This window comes from Stenotrophomonas sp. 2694 (assembly GCF_040548715.1).
GTDB classification, from domain to species: domain Bacteria; phylum Pseudomonadota; class Gammaproteobacteria; order Xanthomonadales; family Xanthomonadaceae; genus Stenotrophomonas; species Stenotrophomonas indicatrix.
Window position 1 is genome coordinate 42,683 of record NZ_JBEPSG010000022.1, and the last position, 17,411, is coordinate 60,093.

A 17,411-nucleotide genomic window follows, 5' to 3' on the forward strand; every position below is an offset into this window, starting at 1 on the left:
CGGTGGGCGACCCCGGGCCGGAGTGTGCGTGGGCAAGGAGCTGCTACTGCGCAGCAATGCTGAAGGTGCATGGTCCTTGGATGGTGCCGCCGTCAAGCAGCCTTACTCCCCCGATGTTGATCCATTTCGTTGCCTTCAAGGGGCATCGATACATCGGCAGGGCTGACACGCACTGTGTATGGGGGCGGGGTCTGGCTAGGGCCACTTAAAAGGTCTGCCGCTGGTAGTGCACGCAACTGTTACGATGTCACCAGGGTGCCTGTGGGGATATGGGCGCCCTATATTCAACGATATTCGGGGAGAACGGCTTGAGATCTTCGTCGTCGCCTAGTGGCGTGCTGTTGTTGTGGCTGTTCGTCCTTTCGGGCTTTTCAGGCCTCGTATACCAGTCAATCTGGACCCACTACCTGGGACTGTTCCTCGGACATTCCTCCTACGCGCAATCTCTCGTCCTGTTGCTTTTCATGGGCGGCATGGCATGCGGCGCCTGGCTTGTCAGCCGGCGCAGTGAGCTGCTTGCCCGCCCCTTGCTGGCATATGCGGCTATTGAGCTGATCATCGGTCTGTTCGGGCTTGCCTTTGATCCAGCCTACGGTGCGTTGACCCGCTGGGCGTACACGAGCGTCTTCCCGGGGATAGGCGTTGAAGGTGTCCAGCTTGTGCGCTGGAGCCTGGCAACTGCTCTAGTGCTGCCGCAATGCATACTGCTGGGGGCTACATTCCCGCTGATGAGCGCGGGCTTCATCCGCATCAAGGAGGGGGCGCAGGGGGAGGTGCTCTCCGGTCTGTACTTCTCCAACAGCATCGGTGCTGCTGCGGGTGCGCTGGTGGCCACTTATCTGCTCCTGCCCGGCGTAGGCCTGCCCGGCGCGATGATGACGGCTGGATTGCTCAATGTCCTCATTGCGATCTTCATCTATCCGCTGACGAAATCGGAATCGCCGGCAATTGTTGCGACCTCGCATGGAGCGCAGGGCAGCAGAAGGCGTCGCCTGCCAATGTTCGTCCTGCTGGTTGCCGCCCTGACCGGTGCGTCGTCATTCGTGTACGAAATCACCTGGGTCCGCATGCTTTCGCTGGCCCTGGGCACGACCATCCATGCATTTGAACTGATGCTGGCTGCGTTCATCGCGGGCATCGCCATGGGCGGATTGTGGCTGCGATCCCGTGCGGACAGCCTCGATTCTCCCCTGCGCACTGCAGGCTGGGTCCAGGTGTGGATGGGCCTGGCCGCACTGGCGTCCATGTTCGTCTACGCCCACTCGTTCGAGTGGGTCGGCTGGCTCATGCGCGTCATCGTCCGTGGCAGTGAAGGCTACGGTCTCTACAATGTTGCCAGCGGAATCATCTCGCTACTGGTGATGTTCCCCGCAGCGTTCTTCGCCGGCATGACGCTGCCATTGCTGACCCTCGCGCTGCTGCGGCAGGGACATGGTGAGCGCGCAATCGGGCAGGTGTACGCCTTCAATACATTGGGCGCGATCGTGGGTATTCTTCTCGCGGCTCACCTTCTGCTGCCTGGCTTGGGCCTCAAGCTGGCGCTGGCTGTTGCGGCCGCGATTGATCTGCTGTTGGGCATGCTTCTGTTGAAGCGCTATTCGATTTCCGGGTTTGGCGCGCGCAGGGAGATCGCTTGGGCGGCAGGCTTGTCCGCAGCGGGCATTTCGTGCGCCCTCATGTTTGTGCACTTCGATCCGCTTATGTTGAATTCTTCCGTATACAGACATGGTCGGTCCATGCTGGCAGAGGGCACCAAGGTGATCTTCTCCAAGGACGGCAAGACGGCCACGGTAGCGGTATACGAGGAGCCCGCTCGTGGTGATGGTGCGATCTCACGTTCGATTTCTACTAACGGAAAGGTCGACGCGGGCTTGACGATCAATCCGTCGGCGCCGCCTGCGATTGACGAGTCCACCATGGTCCTGTTGGCTGCATTGCCTCTCTCGCTCAAAGCAGAGTATCCACATGTTGGTGTCATTGGATTCGGCTCAGGCATGACAACCCACTCGTTGCTGGGCAGTCGCAATGTTGGCCGTGTGGATACAGTGGAAATCGAACCGGCGATGGTGGAGGCTGCCCGTCACTTCGGGAGCAAGGTGGCGCGCGCCTACGAAGACCCTCGTTCCAACATCGTCATTGATGATGCGAAGGCATATTTCTCCGCGTCGCCGACGAAATACGATCTGATCGTGTCAGAACCCTCCAACCCGTGGATGGGGGGGACGGCGTCCCTTTTCAGCAGGGAATTCTATTCATTCGTCCCGGGACAACTGAATTCCGGCGGCTTGTTCGTTCAGTGGCTACAGCTGTACGAGATCAACCCGCAGCTCGTGAGCTCGGTGATCACTGGAATGCTGGCAAATTTTTCGGACGTAAGGGCCTATCTGGCCAATGAAAGTGATCTGATCCTGGTGGCTTCGCCGAAAGGCAGGATTCCGGCATTGGGTGCCGATGCATTCAATAGCGAACTCCTGCAGGCAGACCTGGCTCGAGTTGGAGTGAAGACGCTGCACGACCTTCAGGACAGCTTCGTGATGGACCGTCGTGGTTTGATTGCCTTCACTCAGCAATACCCCGCACGCGCCAACTCCGACTACTTCCCGCTCCTGCAACTGAAGGCGCCTGAAGCCAGATTCCGCAACGACCAAGTTGCCGACTTCGGTGGAATCAGCGTTGCTCCGTGGCCGATTACGAAGCTTCTTGCCGGTCATTCCAGGAGGCCGATCAATGATGAAGCGACTGGCGGAAGTGGGCTGCCATTACGTGTTGTCTCCAAGAATCGGGCTGCGCGTGAGCTTCGCCGAGCTATCGTTGATGGCAAGGGGAACTTGACGGTCAACGTGACGCCTAGCGATGCGCTGAATGCAGAGGTGCTTCGGTCGCGTGCAGAGGCTTGCTCGTTGGATAAGGATCCGGTGGGTTCTGCCGACATGATCTATTCGCTTGCGATTGAAACCGTGCCGTTCATGGCGGCTGGGGATCAGGTGGACTTGTGGCAGAAGCCGACGTGGGTCAAATGTGCCCCAAAGGATTCTGCAGTAGCGGATGCTTTCGCCTTGGTTGCGGCAGCCTCGCAGGATGACCAAGAAGCCGTCCTGGCAATCGGGCAGCGGATGCTGGGCGGCCCGGGCGCGCGCGGTGTATTGAGTAGTGAAATCGCAAGCCATTACGTACTGGGAAGCCTGCATTATGCGGCCCTGGCGACGCAGCAGCCGGAACTGGCGAAGATCCTTCACTCGACGTATACCCCGCACCTGCCACCTATCGCTTCAAGTGACCCGATCCTGCAGCTGCTCGCGCGCCTTTCGATGCAGGAAGCCCCAGCGGCGAGTCCGGCCCCAGGTATGGGAACCGATCCGACTGAGAGCGTAAGCTTGCGGTCTGGAAGCAAATAATAGTTGGAGTAGCTGAGATGAACGCCGTTATCACTGCCAACCTCGTCGGCATCACTGGGCTGGCCCGCCGCCTGGTCCAGGATGGCGCGCTGGACGAAGCCGCTGCCCGTGATGCCATGGCCAAGGCCACCGCTGCGCGCCAGCCACTACCGACCTGGTTCGCCCAGAACAAGGTTGTCGGCGCTGCCCAACTGGCTGCCGCCAATTCGCTCGAGTTCGGCATGCCGCTGTTTGACGTTTCCACGTTCGACAGCAGCCAGAACGCGATGAGCCTGGTCAGCGAGGAGCTGCTGCGCAAGCACAACGTGCTGCCGCTGTTCAAACGCGGCGGCAAGCTGTTCGTCGGCACCAGCAACCCCACCCATTCTCTGGACGAGATCAAGTTCCACACCAATCTGGTGGTGGAGCCGATCCTGGTGGATGAGGATCAGATTCGCCGCACGTTGGAGCAGTGGCATGCAAGCCACGACACCATCGGTGATGCATTGGGTGGTGATGACGATGGCATGTCCAACCTCGATGTTGGCGGTGGCGACGACGACATGGCCAGCACCGACAGCGGTATCGACGCCAAGGGCGACGACACCCCGGTGGTCAAGTTCGTGAATAAGGTGTTGGTCGACGCGATCCGCAAGGGCGCGTCGGACATCCACTTCGAGCCCTACGAAGACGACTACCGCGTGCGTTTGCGCATCGACGGCCTGCTGAAGATGGTCGCGCGCGCGCCGAACAAGCTCAACCAGCGCATCGCCGCGCGCCTGAAGGTGATGGCGCAGCTGGATATCGCCGAAAAGCGTGTGCCGCAGGACGGGCGCATCAAGCTCAACCTGTCCAAGACCCGGCAGATCGACTTCCGCGTCAGCACGCTGCCTACGCTGTTCGGTGAGAAGGTGGTGCTGCGTATCCTCGATGGCAGCGCGGCCAAGCTGGGCATCGACAAGCTGGGTTACGAGCCGGACCAGCAGAAGCTGTTCCTGGAGGCAATCCACAAGCCGTACGGCATGGTGCTGGTGACCGGCCCGACCGGTTCGGGCAAGACGGTGTCGCTGTATACCGCGCTGGGCATCCTCAACGACGAGACCCGCAACATCTCCACCGCGGAAGATCCGGTGGAAATCCGCCTGCCGGGCGTGAACCAGGTGCAGCAGAACAACAAGCGTGGCATGACCTTTGCCGCGGCGCTGCGTTCGTTCCTGCGACAGGATCCGGACATCATCATGGTGGGCGAAATCCGCGATCTGGAAACGGCGGAAATTGCGATCAAGGCTGCGCAGACCGGTCACATGGTGCTGTCCACGCTGCATACCAACGATGCGCCGCAGACCATCGCGCGCCTTATGAACATGGGTATCGCGCCGTACAACATCACCAGCTCGGTGACGCTGGTGATTGCCCAGCGCCTGGCGCGCCGCCTGTGTTCGAACTGCAAGCGCCCGGCCAATCTGCCGGAGCATGCGCTGCTGGCCGAGGGCTTCACCCAGGCGCAGCTGGATGCAGGCATCGAACTGTATGAGGCGGTGGGTTGCGACGAATGCACCGAGGGCTACAAGGGCCGTACCGGCCTCTACCAGGTGATGCCGATGACCGACGAGATCGCGACCATCGTGCTGGCGGGCGGCAACGCGCTGCAGATTGCCGAGGCCGCGCAGGCGATCGGCGTGAATGACCTGCGGCAGTCGGCGTTGAAGAAGGCGGCCGCGGGCGTGACCAGCTTGGCCGAGATCAATCGCGTCACCAAGGATTGATGCCGTAGATCCACGCCATGCGTGGATGGGCGGTGCACGGGGTTGCCGGCCAGCGGCCGGCACTACCATTTCGACGCAGAACGGCAGGTTGATCCAGGCCGTGCCTGGATGGCGGTCAGCGCTCAGTAGATCCACGCCATGCGTGGATGGGCAACCAGTAGATCCACGCCATGCGTGGATGGCGCGGTGCACGAGGTCGCCGGCCAGCGGCCGGCACCACCACGGGGTAGCCTTATTCCATCCCCAGCTTCTTCAGCTTGTAGCGCAGCGCACGGAAGGTGATGCCCAGCTGCGCGGCAGTGCGGGTCTTGTTCCAGCGGTTTTCTTCCAGCGCGCGCTGGATGGCACTGCGCTCGAGCTGTTCGATATACGAGGGCAGGGCGGCACTGCCCGGGTGCAGATCGACCACGGCTTCAGCGTGCGCAGCGCTGCCCGGTGAGCGAGGGGCATGCTGCGGCAGGCGCAGGTCGTCGGCGCCGATACGGTCTTCCTCGGCCAGCGCCAGCGCGCGTTCCAGGATGTTCTCCAGCTCGCGTACGTTGCCGGGGAAGCCGTACTGGGCCAACGCGTCCAGCGCCGACGGCGCCAGCAGCGGGGTGGCGCGGCCGTGGCTGCGGGCCAGCCGCGCCAGGATCGACGCGGCCAGCGCGGGCAGGTCCTGGCGACGCTCGCGCAGCGGCGGCACGCGCAGTTCGATGACGTTGATGCGGTAGTAGAGGTCGTGGCGGAAGCGCCCGTCTTCGACCAGCTCGGCCAGATCCTTGTGGGTGGCCGAGAGGATGCGCACGTCCACCGGTTCTTCGCTGGGGGCGCCCACCGCGCGCACCGATTTTTCCTGGATCGCACGCAGCAGCTTCACCTGCATCTGCAGCGGCAGCTCGGCCACCTCATCCAGGAACAGGGTGCCGCCGTGTGCGGCCTGGAACAGTCCCGGCTTGTCGGCATGGGCGCCGGTGAAGCTGCCCTTGCGATGGCCGAAGAACTCGCTCTCCATCAACTCGGTGGGAATGGCGCCACAGTTGACCGGCACGAACGGCCCAGCGGCGCGTGCACCCTGTGCATGGATGGTGCGTGCAACCAGTTCCTTGCCCACCCCGGATTCTCCCAGGATGTAGACCGGCGCCTGGCTGCGCGCAACCTTGCCGATGGTGGCGCGCAGCACGTCCATCGCCGGCGATTCGCCGAGCAGGCGTGCGGCCTGTTCGGCGGCGGGGCCGGCAACGGGGCGTTCGCTGTTGTTGAGTTCCAGCGCATGCTTGACCAGGCCGCGCAGCACGGTGATGTCCACCGGCTTGCTGACGAAATCGAAGGCACCGGCTTTCAGCGCTTCCACGGCCAGGTCCATGCTGCCGAAGGCGGTGATCATCGCCACCGGCGTGCGCGGGTAGTGCTGGGCGATCTCGCTGACCAGTTCGATGCCATTGCCATCGGGCAGGCGCATGTCGGTGATGCACAGGTCATAGGGATTGCTGGCCAGCAGTTCGCGGGCTTCGGCGAGGTTGGCGGCGGTGCTGATGCGCAGGCCCATGCGGCCGAGGGTCAACACCAGCAGTTCGCGGATATCGCGTTCATCGTCGACGACGAGGGCGCTGCGGGTTTCGTTCATGGGTGGGAAAGATAGCCGAGGGTGTGGAAGGCGACAAATGTTTGACGCACCGAATCAGTGCGGAAGCAGGGTGTGCGGGCCGGGCAGTACCAGGCGGAAGCAGGAGCCGCCGGCGGGGACGGGGATGTAATCCAGCCGCGCCTGGTTGGCCCTGCACAGCTCGCGGGCGATATACAGGCCCAGGCCGGTGCCGTGCTCGGAGGTGGTGAAGAAGGGGCGGAACAGCTGCGCGGCGACGGTCTCGGGGATGCCGGGGCCACGGTCCATCACGTCGATCACCGCACTTCGCTCGTGCTGGGCCACGCGCAGCCGCACGCGCGCGGGCTGCTCGCCGATGCGGCCGTACTTGAGGGCGTTGTGCACCAGCACGGTCAGCACCTGGTACAGGTGGCGCGGGTCGACCTGGGCCGGCACCGAGGTGTCGTTGATGATCGGTTCGATGCTGTCGGTTTCCAGCGTCTGGCCCTGCTTGTACTCCAGCACGAAGCGGCGCACGAAGGCGGCCAGGTCGACGTTTTCCGGGTTGGCGCGTTCGCGTCGGGCCAGGCCCAGCACGCTTTCAACGATGCCGTTGGTGCGCTGGCACTGCTGGTGGATGATCTGCAGCAGGCGGCGGTCGCTTTCGTTGAAGCCGGTGCCTTCCTCCAGCAGCTGCACGGCGTAGTTGATGGCCGCCAGCGGGTTGCGGATCTCGTGCGCGAGGCTGGCCGAGAAGCGCCCCATCGCCGACAGGGTGAGCGATTCGGCGCGGCGCGAGACCACGCTGGAGTCGTCCAGGAACACCAGCACCAGGTCGCTGCCGGCCAGCAGGCGGGCGAAGCGCGGTTGCACTTCCGGCTGGTCGGGGTTGAGCTGCAGCGGCATTTCATCCTGTGCCCAGCCGTTGCGCCAGCGTTGCAGACGCCGGGCAAGTTCGGGGGCGACACTGGCCAGGTCGAGGCGGCCCGAATCACTGTTGCCATCGCGGTCGCCCAGCAGGATCGAGGCAGCTTCGTTGGCCAGGGTGATGCGGTTGTCGGCATCCACCACCACCACGCCGGTGCGCATGCGGCGGATGATCAGTTCGTTGATCTGGAACAGGTTGGCCACTTCGTCGCCACGCTGGTTGGCCAGCTGCTGGTTGCGGCGTGCACGGTTGCCGACCTGGTAGCTGATGAAGGCCAGGGCCAGGTAGCTGGTGGCGAACATCGCCAGTTCGGCCAGGGTGCGGGTGGGATCGCCGCCTTCCAGCACCTTCCACAGGTATTCGGCGGCGGTGGCGACGCTGGCGGCCAGCGCCAGCACCAGGCCCCAGCTGAGCGGCAGCAGGGTGGCGGCGGCGGCGATGTTGAACAGCAGCGACATCGAGATGCCGGCGCTGGCACCGGGCAGGGCGTGCGCCAGCAGGCTGGCGGCGACGATGTCCAACAGCACGCCGCCGACCACGATGGGTCGCAGCCAGCGCTCGTTGCGGCCGATTACCAGCAGCAGCAGCGACAGCAGCAGATAGGTGGCGCCGACCGAATAGGCCAGGCGCGGGTGGTGGGCTTCGCCGACCATGGCCGACAACGGGCTGTACAGCAGGGCGGCGATGACCGAGGCGATCAGCACCCGGTACAGGGCGAAGAAATACAGCTCACGCCGCGGTATCGATTCGATGCGGTCGATCAATGAAGCACTGGGTGACACGCCGGAACTCCCCTTCTGGCTGCCTGGAACTGGGTCATGACGGCGGTGGGCCGAACCTGCCCGACGTCCCCCGATCGTCGGACCTGCTCGCTGCCCGGTTGCCGGCACCGTGGGTCGAATTTACCGGGCCAGTATAGGGCGCCTGTACCGGGCTGGGCTGCGCAGTCGGCCCGGGCGGGCGTTTGCGGCGTGATCCAGCCCGTGCCGCAACTGCCTGAATGACCATGGAAATCTGGCCGGTTCCGGCCTTTTGTCCATACTTCTTTGCGCCCCGGCGCCGGCTCGGCCACAATAGTGGGCCCGCCGCGGTCCATGCCGGCGCCCCGCCGGGGCCCTGAGGAATTGCGTGCGGTCGTTCCTATTCCCACGGTGACGCATGAATTTCCACGAATACCAGTCAAAACAACTGCTTGCCGAGTACGGCATCCCGGTCCCGGCCGGCAAGGTCGCTGCGACCCCGGACGAAGCTGTTGCCGCTGCCAACTCCCTGGGCCAGGGCCCCTGGATGGTCAAGGCGCAGATCCACGCTGGCGGCCGCGGCAAGGCTGGCGGCGTCAAGTTCTGCAAGACCACCGACGACGTGAAGGCCGCTGCGGCCAAGATGCTCGGCACCAAGATGGCCACCTACCAGACCGCTGGCGTTGAACTGCCGGTCAACCTGGTGCTGGTGACCACCGCTGGCGAGATCGTCAAGGAACTGTACCTGTCGGTGCTGGTTGACCGTGGCACCAAGACCATCACCTACATCGCTTCTTCGGAAGGCGGCGTGGAGATCGAGCAGGTCGCCGCTGAAACCCCGGAGCTGATCCACTCGCTGAACGTCGACTTCGTCGAAGGCGTGCAGGGTTACCACGGTCGTGATTTCGGCTTCAAGCTGGGCCTGACCGCCAAGCAGGCCGGCCAGTTCGCCAACATCATGGTGAACCTGTACCGCCTGTTCAACGAAAAGGACCTGGCGCTGGTTGAAATCAACCCGCTGGCCATCCTGGACGACGGCAACCTGTACGCGCTGGACGGCAAGTTCGACAGCGACGACAACGCCGCGTTCCGCCAGAAGGCCCTGGTCGCCATGCGCGACAAGACCCAGGAAGATCCGACCGAAGTGATCGCTTCGGAGCTGGACATCAACTACGTCACCATGGACGGCAACATCGGCTGCATGGTCAACGGCGCAGGCCTGGCCATGGCCACCATGGACGTCATCAAGCTCAACGGCGGCGAGCCGGCGAACTTCCTGGACGTGGGCGGCGGCGCCAACAAGCAGCGCGTCATCGAAGCGTTCAAGCTGATCCTGTCCTCGGACAAGGTCGAAGGCATCTTCGTCAACATCTTCGGCGGCATCGTCCGCTGCGACATGATTGCCGAAGGCATCATTGCCGCCGTGAAGGAAGTGGGCGTCAAGGTTCCGGTCGTGGTGCGTCTGGAAGGCACCAACGTGGAAGAAGGCAAGCAGCTGCTGCGTGACAGCGGCATGGCCATCATCCCGGCCGACAACATCAACGACGGTGCCAAGAAGGTCGTCGAAGCTGTCAAGAACGCCGCCTGATCCGACACCGAAGGAAATCCAATGTCAGTTTTGATCAATAAGAACACCAAGGTGATCGTGCAGGGCTTCACCGGCCAGCAGGGCACCTTCCACGCCACTCAGATGATCGAGTACGGCACCCAGGTTGTTGGCGGCGTGACCCCGGGCAAGGGTGGCACCACCCATATCGACCTGCCGGTCTTCAACACCGTTGCCGACGCCGTGCAGAGCACCGGCGCCAACGCTTCGGTCATCTACGTGCCGCCGCCGTACGCGGCTGACGCGATCCTGGAAGCCGCTGCTGCCGGCATCAAGGTCATTGTCTGCATCACCGAAGGCATCCCGGTGCTGGACATGCTGCGCGTCAAGAACGTGCTGACCCGTTCGCATCCGGACACCGTGCTGATCGGGCCGAACTGCCCGGGCGTCATCACCCCGGGTGAGTGCAAGATCGGCATCATGCCGGGCCACATCCACAAGCCGGGCAAGATCGGCATCGTGTCGCGTTCGGGCACCCTGACCTATGAAGCGGTCAAGCAGACCACCGAAGTCGGCCTGGGCCAGTCCACCTGCATCGGCATCGGTGGTGACCCGATCAACGGCCTGAACTTCGTCGACTGCCTGAAGCTGTTCAACGAAGACCCGCAGACCGAAGGCATCATCATGGTCGGCGAAATCGGCGGCGACGCTGAAGAAGCCGGTGCCGAGTACATCAAGAACCACGTGAAGAAGCCGGTCGTCGGTTTCATCGCGGGTGCTTCGGCTCCGGCCGGCAAGCGCATGGGCCACGCCGGTGCGATCGCATCGGGCGGCAAGGGCACTGCCGAAGGCAAGTTTGCTGCCATGGAAGCTGCTGGCGTCGTCACCGTGCGTTCGCCGGGCGACCTGGGCGCTGCCATCGCCAAGCTGGTGAAATAAGACCGCAGCCGCGCAGCGGCTACGTGTTTGTAGAGCCGAGCCGTTGGCCGGCTGCTTGAAACAGAAAGGCCGCCTCAGGGCGGCCTTTCTGCGTCTGGGCACCCGCCGGGCATGGCCCGGCGCTACCAGAATGGTCCATGCGATAGCGCCGGGCCATGCCCGGCGAGCGCATGTCGCGGCGCTACAATGTGCGCATTGCAACCACAGGCTGGACCCTCATGGCTTCGATCCGCATCGCGATGGCGCAGTTCGACTTCCCGGTTGGCGATGTCGCCGGCAACACCGAGCGCATCATCGAGATGATCGGCCAGGCGCGCGATGAGTACGGCGCCGGGCTGGTGATGTTCCCCGAACTGGCAGTCAGCGGCTATCCGCCGGAGGACCTGCTGCTGCGCCCGGGCTTCCTGTACGAGTGCGAGCAGGCGATGACCCGCATTGCTGCTGCGTGCCGTGGCATCACCGCTGTAGTGGGCTGGCCACAGGCCGCCGGTGCGGTGGTCTACAACGCGGCCAGCGTGCTGCGCGATGGCCTGGTGGAGCAGACCTACCGCAAGCGCGAACTGCCCAATTACGCGGTGTTCGACGAGCGCCGCTACTTCGATGTCGACCCGGACGGTGGCAGCTGCGTATTCGAGGTCGACGGCATCCCAGTCGGCCTGCTGATCTGCGAGGACCTGTGGTTCGCCGAGCCGCTGGCCGATACGGTGCGTGCCGGCGCGCAGCTGGTGGTGGTGCCCAATGCCTCGCCGTACGAGCGTGGCAAGCATGCCCAGCGTGACGCCGTGCTGGCTGCACGTACCCGCGAAAGCGGCGCGGCGATCGCCTACCTCAACGTGGTGGGCGGCCAGGACGCGCTGGTGTTCGATGGTGCATCGGTGGTGGCCGATGGCGATGGCACGGTGCACCCGGCCGCGGCGGCCTTCGTCGACCAGTGGCTGGTGGTGGACTACGACGGCGCTACCCGCCGCTTCCTGCCGCAGGTATGGATGGACGACGGCGACGAGAGCATGGATGCGCTGGCCTGGCGCGCGGTCACCCGCGGCATCCAGGACTACTGCAGCAAGAACGGTTTCAAGAAGGTGTGGCTGGGTCTGTCCGGTGGCATCGACTCGGCGATCGTGCTCGCCATGGCGGTCGATGCACTGGGCGCGGAGAACGTGACGGCGGTGCGCCTGCCGTCGCGCTATACCGCCGGCATGTCCAACGACCTGGCCGCCGAGCAGTGCGAGGCGCTGGGCGTGAAGCTGGAAGCCGTTTCCATCGAGCCGGCGTTCCAGGGCCTGATGCAGGCGCTGGCGCCGATGTTCGAGGGCACCACGCCGGATGTGACCGAGGAGAATCTGCAGTCGCGCAGCCGTGGCGTGATCCTGATGGCATTGGCCAACAAGTTCGGCGGCCTGCTGCTGACCACCGGCAACAAGAGCGAGTACGCAGTCGGCTACGCCACCATCTATGGCGACATGTGCGGGGGGTACGCGCCGCTGAAGGACCTGTACAAGACCGAGGTGTTCGGCCTGTCCAAGTGGCGCAACACCGTTGGCGGTGCGCCGGTGATCCCGCCGGCGGTGATCAGCCGCCCGCCCTCGGCCGAACTGCGCGAAAACCAGACCGACCAGGATTCGCTGCCGGCCTACGACGTGCTGGACGGCATCCTGTACCGCTACATCGACCAAGAGCAGTCGCGCACGGAGATCGTCGCTGCAGGCTATGACGCGGCGGTGGTGGATCGTGTGCTGCGGCTGGTGCGGATCAGCGAGTGGAAGCGCCACCAGGCCGCGCCGGGCCCGAAGGTCTCGCGCCGCGCGTTCGGGCGTGAGCGCCGCTACCCGATCAGCAACGGCTACAAGAGCTGAGGACCGGTCGCCGGGCATGGCCCGGCGCTACCGATGTTCGATGGATCCATCGGTAGTGCCGGCCGCTGGCCGGCAACCGGGTGTACCGCCCATCCACGCATGGCGTGGATCTACCGGGCTTCGTTGAGCAGTTGCTCCAGGCTGGCGGTTTCGGCGGCCTCGTCAAATTGGCTGTGCCCCAGCCGCGCACGCACGAATGCCAGGCCATCGGCCGCCGCTGCGTCCAGCGTGCCGCGATGGTCGACCGGGTATCGGCGGAATGCCACCGGTTCGCCGCGCAGGGCCAGACCGACGGCATACAGCAGGGTGGTGAGATAGGGCACGTCTCGATCCTCGCTGCCGTGGCCCAGCATCAACGGTTGGCTGAAGCCCCGCCGTGGCACGCCCAGATAGTCATGCAGCAGCGCCCAGATGCCCGGCACCGAGGTCAACGGTGCGCTGAACATTTCTCCCGTGTTCGCCCCTTCCAGGGTGGCTGCCAGCGGGCCCAGGCACTGCTGGCGCGCCAGCGCGACCCGTGCATGGCCCTCATCGCTGAGCACGCGTGCGATACGCGGCTCCACCTGCAGCAGGCCATCGAGCAGGTAGGCGTGATAGGCATTGAGCGCGCCCGGATTCGGCGTGCGGCTGTCCGGCTTCATCACCAGCGCAGTCAGTTCGACGGCCGTGGGTGTGCCGGTGGTGAAGCTGCCGCGGTACTGCAGCGAGGGTCCATAGGACGGTGCCAGATGGCCGGCAGTGAGCGCGGCAGCGCCGCCCTGCGAATGGCCCACCGATACCCAACGCGGTGACAGCGTGGCATTGCCGAGGAAATGGCGGCTGGCCTTGATGAGGTCGATGGCGTTGCGCGCGGAGGTGCGCACGTGCAGGTAGGCGTGATCACCCGGGCTGCCCAGGCCTTGGTAGTCGGCGGCGAGAACGGCATAGCCCTGTGCCAGGAACTGGTCGAGGAAGCGGCCATCGCGCTCGGGCTGATAGGGGCCGGATACCGAAGGCGCGCAGTGGTCGGCGATGCCCTGGGTGCCGTGGGCCCAGGATACGACCGGCCAGCCACCTGCCGGCGCAGGCCCGGCGGGCAGGTAGACCAGCCCGGTCGCCTCGGCCAGGCGTCCGTGATGATCGGGGGTGCGGTAGGCCAGCTTGTAGGCCTGGGCGGCCTTGGAGGGCACCCAGCTGGCGCGGTAGGGCGCGGCCGAGAGCAGGTCACCCGGCTCCGCCGCCAGCGCGACAAGGGGACTGGCGGCCAGCGCGAGCAGGGCAGTGACCAGCAGGGTCGGGCGGGGTCGGAACCGCAGGGACGATGAGGACATGTGGCGCTCCATGCAGGCCGGGATGGCCTTTGCGCCGCATTCTGGGAGCTGTCCTGCGCGCCGACTGCGATGGAAGTCGCAGTGATCGCCGGTTCGTAGCATTCCTAGCGGTGACGCCAGGCAAAAAAAAAGGCCCCGTGCGGGGCCTCTTTTCTTACTTCTTTTCCATTCGCGCGTTGCGCTGGCCGGTGGCGGCGGACTTCTCGCCGGCAAACGGGTTCAGCTTGCGGATCATCCACGGGTACTTCGGCCACTTGCCTTCCAGCCACGGGTGATCCGGCTGGTTCAACTGCAGGACGCGGCGGGCGTCGTCGGCCAGGGTCTTGTTGCCCAGGTGGGTGTAGGACTCGGCCAGCACCGCCACGGCATCGTTCTGGAATGCGCTCTGCGGGTAGTTTTCCAGCAGGTAGTTGGCGCGGCCGGCAGCCGAGACCCAGGCGCCGCGACGCACGTAGTACAGGGCATTGTCGAGCTCATGCTGGGCGAATACGTCACGCAGCACCAGCATCCGCTGGCGCGCATCGGCGGCGTAGCGGCTGTTGGGGTAGCGATCGACCACGATGTTGAAGTCTGAATACGCCTGATGCGGCGTGGACAGATCGCGGCGGCTTGCGTCCAACGACCATACGCGACGCAGGAAAACCGTATTGCGGTTGGAGTTGGCCAGGCCGCGCAGGTAGTACAGGTACGCGATGTTGCGGTGCGTCGGGTAGGTACGGATGAAGCGGTCGATGCTGGACACCGCGTCATCGTGCTTGCCGGCCTTGTACTGGGCATAGGCCGATTCGATCATCGCCTGCTCGGTGTACGGGCCGTAGGGATACTGTGCCACCAGGCGACGGAAGCTGGCTTCAGCGCCACTCCAGTTGCCGCCTTGCATCAGCTTGTGGCTCTTTTCGTAGAGCTGTTCGACCGGGGTGCCTTCATCAGGGCGATCGCCCTTGGTGCCGCGGTTGCAGCCAGTGGCGACGATGACCAGCACCAGCAGGAGGGCGGTCAGGCGGACGGGCGCGGAGAGCAGGACGGAGCGTCGGATCATGGGGTCAATGCGGGACGCGGCTGGAATACGAAGGGTCGATGATAGCCTAGTGTCCTGTCCAGCGACTGAAACCGGCTCGCCGGGACCCCAAAATTTCAAAGATGCCCCCTGCCATGTCTGAACAACCCTCCGAATCGGCCCGCCAGGCCGTTGTCCCCGACACCTCCGCCGGCCGTCGTTTCGACGCGGTCGTGGCCGAGCTGTTCCCCGAATACTCCCGCTCCCGCCTGACCGAGTGGATCAAGGCTGGCGACGTCCTGCTGGACGGCGCGCAGGCACGCCCGCGCGACGCGCTGCGCGGCGGCGAGGTGGTCACCCTGCAGGTGGTGCTGGAAGCCCAGACCAGCGCCGAGCCGGAAGACATCCCGCTGGACGTGCTGTTCGAGGACGAGCACCTGCTGGTGATCAACAAGCCGGTCGGCCTGGTCGTGCACCCCGGTGCCGGCAACCACAGCGGCACCCTGGTCAATGCGCTGCTGTACCGCGACCCGTCGGTGGCGGTGCTGCCGCGCGCGGGCATCGTGCATCGCCTGGACAAGGACACCAGCGGCGTGATGGTCGTGGCCCGCACGCTGGAAGCGCAGACCGCACTGGTCGAGCAGCTGGCCGCCCGTGACGTGCACCGCCAGTACCTGGCCGTGGTGATGGGCGCGCTGGTGGCCGGTGGTACCGCAGATGCGCCGATCGATCGCCACCCGCGCGACCGCCTGAAGATGGGCGTGCGCGAGGATGGCAAGGAAGCGGTGACCCATTACCGACTGCGCGAGCGCTTCCGTGCGCATACCGCGCTGGAATGCCGCCTGGAAACCGGGCGTACCCACCAGATCCGCGTGCACATGGCGCACCTGCGCCATCCGATCGTGGGCGATCAGCTGTACGGCGGTGCGCTGAAGCTGCCGAAGGGGGCCAGCGACGAGCTGGTGGCCGCGCTGCGCGGCTTCAAGCGCCAGGCCCTGCATGCAGAGACCCTGGAGTTCGTGCATCCGATCAGTGGTGAGTCGGTGCGCAACACCGCGCCGGCGCCGGCCGACATGCTGCACCTGATGAAGGTGCTGCGCGAAGACAGCGCGGCCTTCGCCGAGCGCGAGCGGGACCGCTGGTAATGACTACCGCGCTGCCGCTGCTGCAGGCTGATTGGCCGGCGCCCCCGGGCGTGCATGCACTGACCACGCGCCGGCATGGCGCGGGTATCTCGCCAGCGCCGTTCGCCCAGTTCAACCTGGGCAACCGGCATGCGGCCGACGGTGACACCCCAGCCAACGTCGAGCACAACCGGCAGCTGCTGCAGCAGGGCCTGGCACTGCCATCGGCGCCGCATTGGCTGCGCCAGGTGCACAGCAGCACCGTGCTGCGTTTCGGCGCGCCGCCGGTGGAGGGCGCCAGCGAACCGGTGGCCGATGCCGCGGTGACGTCGGTACCCGGCGTGGTGCTGGCGATCCTCACCGCGGACTGCCTGCCGGTGGTGTTCGCCGCTGTCGATGGCAGCGAGGTGGGCGCCGCCCATGCCGGTTGGCGTGGCCTGGCCGACGGCATGCTGGAGGCCACCGTGGCCGCCATGCAGACGCCACCGGCGCAGCTGCGCGCGTGGCTGGGCCCAGCAGCGGGACCGGCCGACTACGAGATCGGCGAAGAGGTGTACCACGCCTTCGTCGGCCACGACGCGGCCGCTGCGGCGGCCTTCGTGGCGACCCGCCCCGGTCACTGGAAAGTGGATCTGTTCGCGCTGGCGCGACAGCGCCTGCAGGCCGCGGGCATGGAGCTGGGCAACATCCACGGCGGCACGGTCTCGACCATGGCCGATGCGGATCTGTACTCGCACCGTCGCGACCGCCGCACCGGCCGGATGGCGACGCTGGTGTGGATGGACTGATGCGCGGGGATCGCGCTGCGGGGGCAGAACCTGGCGGCGTGATCGTCTTCGATGGCGTCTGCGCGTTGTGCAGCCGCTGGGTGCGTTTCCTGCTGCGGTTCGACCGGCAGGAACGCTTTCGCTTCGCGGCGATGCAGGGCGCGCAGGGCAGCGCGATGTTGCGCGCGCATGGCCTGGACGCGCACGACCCGACCTCGTTCCTGCTGTTGGACGGGCAGGGCGCGTGGACCGATACCGATGCGATCCTGCGCGTGCTGGCGGCACTGGGTGGTGGCTGGCGCCTGGCGACCGTACTGCGCGTGCTGCCACGCCGCTGGCGCGACGGGGCCTACCGCGTATTGGCACGCAACCGCTATCGCTGGTTCGGGCGCCATGACACCTGCTTCCTGCCGACGCCGGCACAGGCCGCGCGGTTCCTCGATTAAGCGCCGCCGGGCGTAGCCCGGCGCTACCCCGTGCCCGGATCAATGTAGCGCCGGGCC

12 protein-coding genes are annotated in these 17,411 nt (G+C 65.4%); 8 read left to right on the forward strand and 4 right to left on the reverse strand.

The window, feature by feature from the left end; translation table 11 throughout:
* Positions 1–341 precede the first annotated feature (341 nt).
* Both ABIA73_RS18415 and pilB read left to right on the forward strand, forming a co-directional pair.
* Positions 342–3,395 carry a fused MFS/spermidine synthase gene (locus ABIA73_RS18415; RefSeq protein WP_354276139.1) on the forward strand — a complete coding sequence of 1,018 codons (3,054 nt, stop codon included), beginning with the start codon at positions 342–344 and terminating at the stop codon, positions 3,393–3,395.
* 17 nt (positions 3,396–3,412) lie between these two features.
* Positions 3,413–5,140 carry a type IV-A pilus assembly ATPase PilB gene (pilB, locus tag ABIA73_RS18420; protein ID WP_354276140.1) on the forward strand — a complete coding sequence of 576 codons (1,728 nt, stop codon included), beginning with the start codon at positions 3,413–3,415 and terminating at the stop codon, positions 5,138–5,140.
* Between the two features lie 232 nt (positions 5,141–5,372).
* Here pilB and ABIA73_RS18425 read toward each other — a convergent pair whose 3' ends face one another.
* Positions 5,373–6,746: a sigma-54-dependent transcriptional regulator gene (locus ABIA73_RS18425; RefSeq protein WP_025874296.1), complete on the reverse strand. Its 1,374-nt coding sequence runs from the start codon at positions 6,744–6,746 to the stop codon at positions 5,373–5,375.
* 54 nt (positions 6,747–6,800) lie between these two features.
* Positions 6,801–8,414: a sensor histidine kinase gene (locus tag ABIA73_RS18430; RefSeq protein WP_354276141.1), complete on the reverse strand. Its 1,614-nt coding sequence runs from the start codon at positions 8,412–8,414 to the stop codon at positions 6,801–6,803.
* Between the two features lie 376 nt (positions 8,415–8,790).
* Between ABIA73_RS18430 and sucC the strand changes: the two genes are divergently transcribed.
* From sucC to ABIA73_RS18445, 3 genes are all read left to right on the forward strand, one after another.
* On the forward strand, positions 8,791–9,960 hold the full coding sequence (gene sucC, locus ABIA73_RS18435; protein WP_025874298.1) for an ADP-forming succinate--CoA ligase subunit beta: 1,170 nt from the start codon (positions 8,791–8,793) through the stop codon (positions 9,958–9,960).
* Positions 9,961–9,981: 21 nt separating this feature from the next.
* Positions 9,982–10,857, forward strand: a complete 876-nt coding sequence (sucD, locus tag ABIA73_RS18440; protein WP_017356169.1) for a succinate--CoA ligase subunit alpha — start codon at positions 9,982–9,984, stop codon at positions 10,855–10,857.
* Positions 10,858–11,075: 218 nt separating this feature from the next.
* Entirely contained in the window at positions 11,076–12,710 is a 1,635-nt protein-coding gene (locus ABIA73_RS18445; protein ID WP_033832222.1) for an NAD+ synthase, read from the forward strand.
* Positions 12,711–12,820: 110 nt separating this feature from the next.
* Here ABIA73_RS18445 and ABIA73_RS18450 read toward each other — a convergent pair whose 3' ends face one another.
* The gene (locus ABIA73_RS18450; RefSeq protein WP_354276142.1) at positions 12,821–14,020 is read right to left on the reverse strand and encodes a lipase family protein; all 1,200 of its coding nucleotides are present in this window, start codon (positions 14,018–14,020) and stop codon (positions 12,821–12,823) included.
* A 154-nt stretch (positions 14,021–14,174) separates the two neighbouring features.
* On the reverse strand, positions 14,175–15,059 hold the full coding sequence (locus ABIA73_RS18455; RefSeq protein ID WP_025874301.1) for an outer membrane protein assembly factor BamD: 885 nt from the start codon (positions 15,057–15,059) through the stop codon (positions 14,175–14,177).
* Positions 15,060–15,172: 113 nt separating this feature from the next.
* Between ABIA73_RS18455 and rluD the strand changes: the two genes are divergently transcribed.
* The 3 genes from rluD to ABIA73_RS18470 are packed head-to-tail and all read left to right on the forward strand — an operon-like array spanning position 15,173 to position 17,354.
* A complete protein-coding gene (gene rluD, locus ABIA73_RS18460; protein WP_354276143.1) occupies positions 15,173–16,162 on the forward strand; it encodes a 23S rRNA pseudouridine(1911/1915/1917) synthase RluD in 990 nt (329 codons plus the stop codon).
* Positions 16,162–16,929: a peptidoglycan editing factor PgeF gene (gene pgeF / locus ABIA73_RS18465; RefSeq protein ID WP_032975162.1), complete on the forward strand. Its 768-nt coding sequence runs from the start codon at positions 16,162–16,164 to the stop codon at positions 16,927–16,929. The genes rluD and pgeF overlap by 1 nt, the downstream gene beginning before the upstream one ends.
* A complete protein-coding gene (locus tag ABIA73_RS18470; RefSeq protein WP_279208368.1) occupies positions 16,929–17,354 on the forward strand; it encodes a thiol-disulfide oxidoreductase DCC family protein in 426 nt (141 codons plus the stop codon). The genes pgeF and ABIA73_RS18470 overlap by 1 nt, the downstream gene beginning before the upstream one ends.
* Positions 17,355–17,411 lie beyond the last annotated feature (57 nt).

Bases quoted from the DNA above. Each gene is read 5' to 3' on its own strand.
- pilB (WP_354276140.1), top strand. From the start codon at position 3,413: ATGAACGCCGTTATCACTGCCAACCTCGTCGGCATCACTGGGCTGGCC.
- ABIA73_RS18425 (WP_025874296.1), bottom strand. From the start codon at position 6,746: ATGAACGAAACCCGCAGCGCCCTCGTCGTCGACGATGAACGCGATATC.
- sucC (WP_025874298.1), top strand. From the start codon at position 8,791: ATGAATTTCCACGAATACCAGTCAAAACAACTGCTTGCCGAGTACGGC.
- sucD (WP_017356169.1), top strand. From the start codon at position 9,982: ATGTCAGTTTTGATCAATAAGAACACCAAGGTGATCGTGCAGGGCTTC.
- ABIA73_RS18445 (WP_033832222.1), top strand. From the start codon at position 11,076: ATGGCTTCGATCCGCATCGCGATGGCGCAGTTCGACTTCCCGGTTGGC.
- ABIA73_RS18450 (WP_354276142.1), bottom strand. From the start codon at position 14,020: ATGTCCTCATCGTCCCTGCGGTTCCGACCCCGCCCGACCCTGCTGGTC.
- ABIA73_RS18455 (WP_025874301.1), bottom strand. From the start codon at position 15,059: ATGATCCGACGCTCCGTCCTGCTCTCCGCGCCCGTCCGCCTGACCGCC.
- rluD (WP_354276143.1), top strand. From the start codon at position 15,173: ATGTCTGAACAACCCTCCGAATCGGCCCGCCAGGCCGTTGTCCCCGAC.
- pgeF (WP_032975162.1), top strand. From the start codon at position 16,162: ATGACTACCGCGCTGCCGCTGCTGCAGGCTGATTGGCCGGCGCCCCCG.
- ABIA73_RS18470 (WP_279208368.1), top strand. From the start codon at position 16,929: ATGCGCGGGGATCGCGCTGCGGGGGCAGAACCTGGCGGCGTGATCGTC.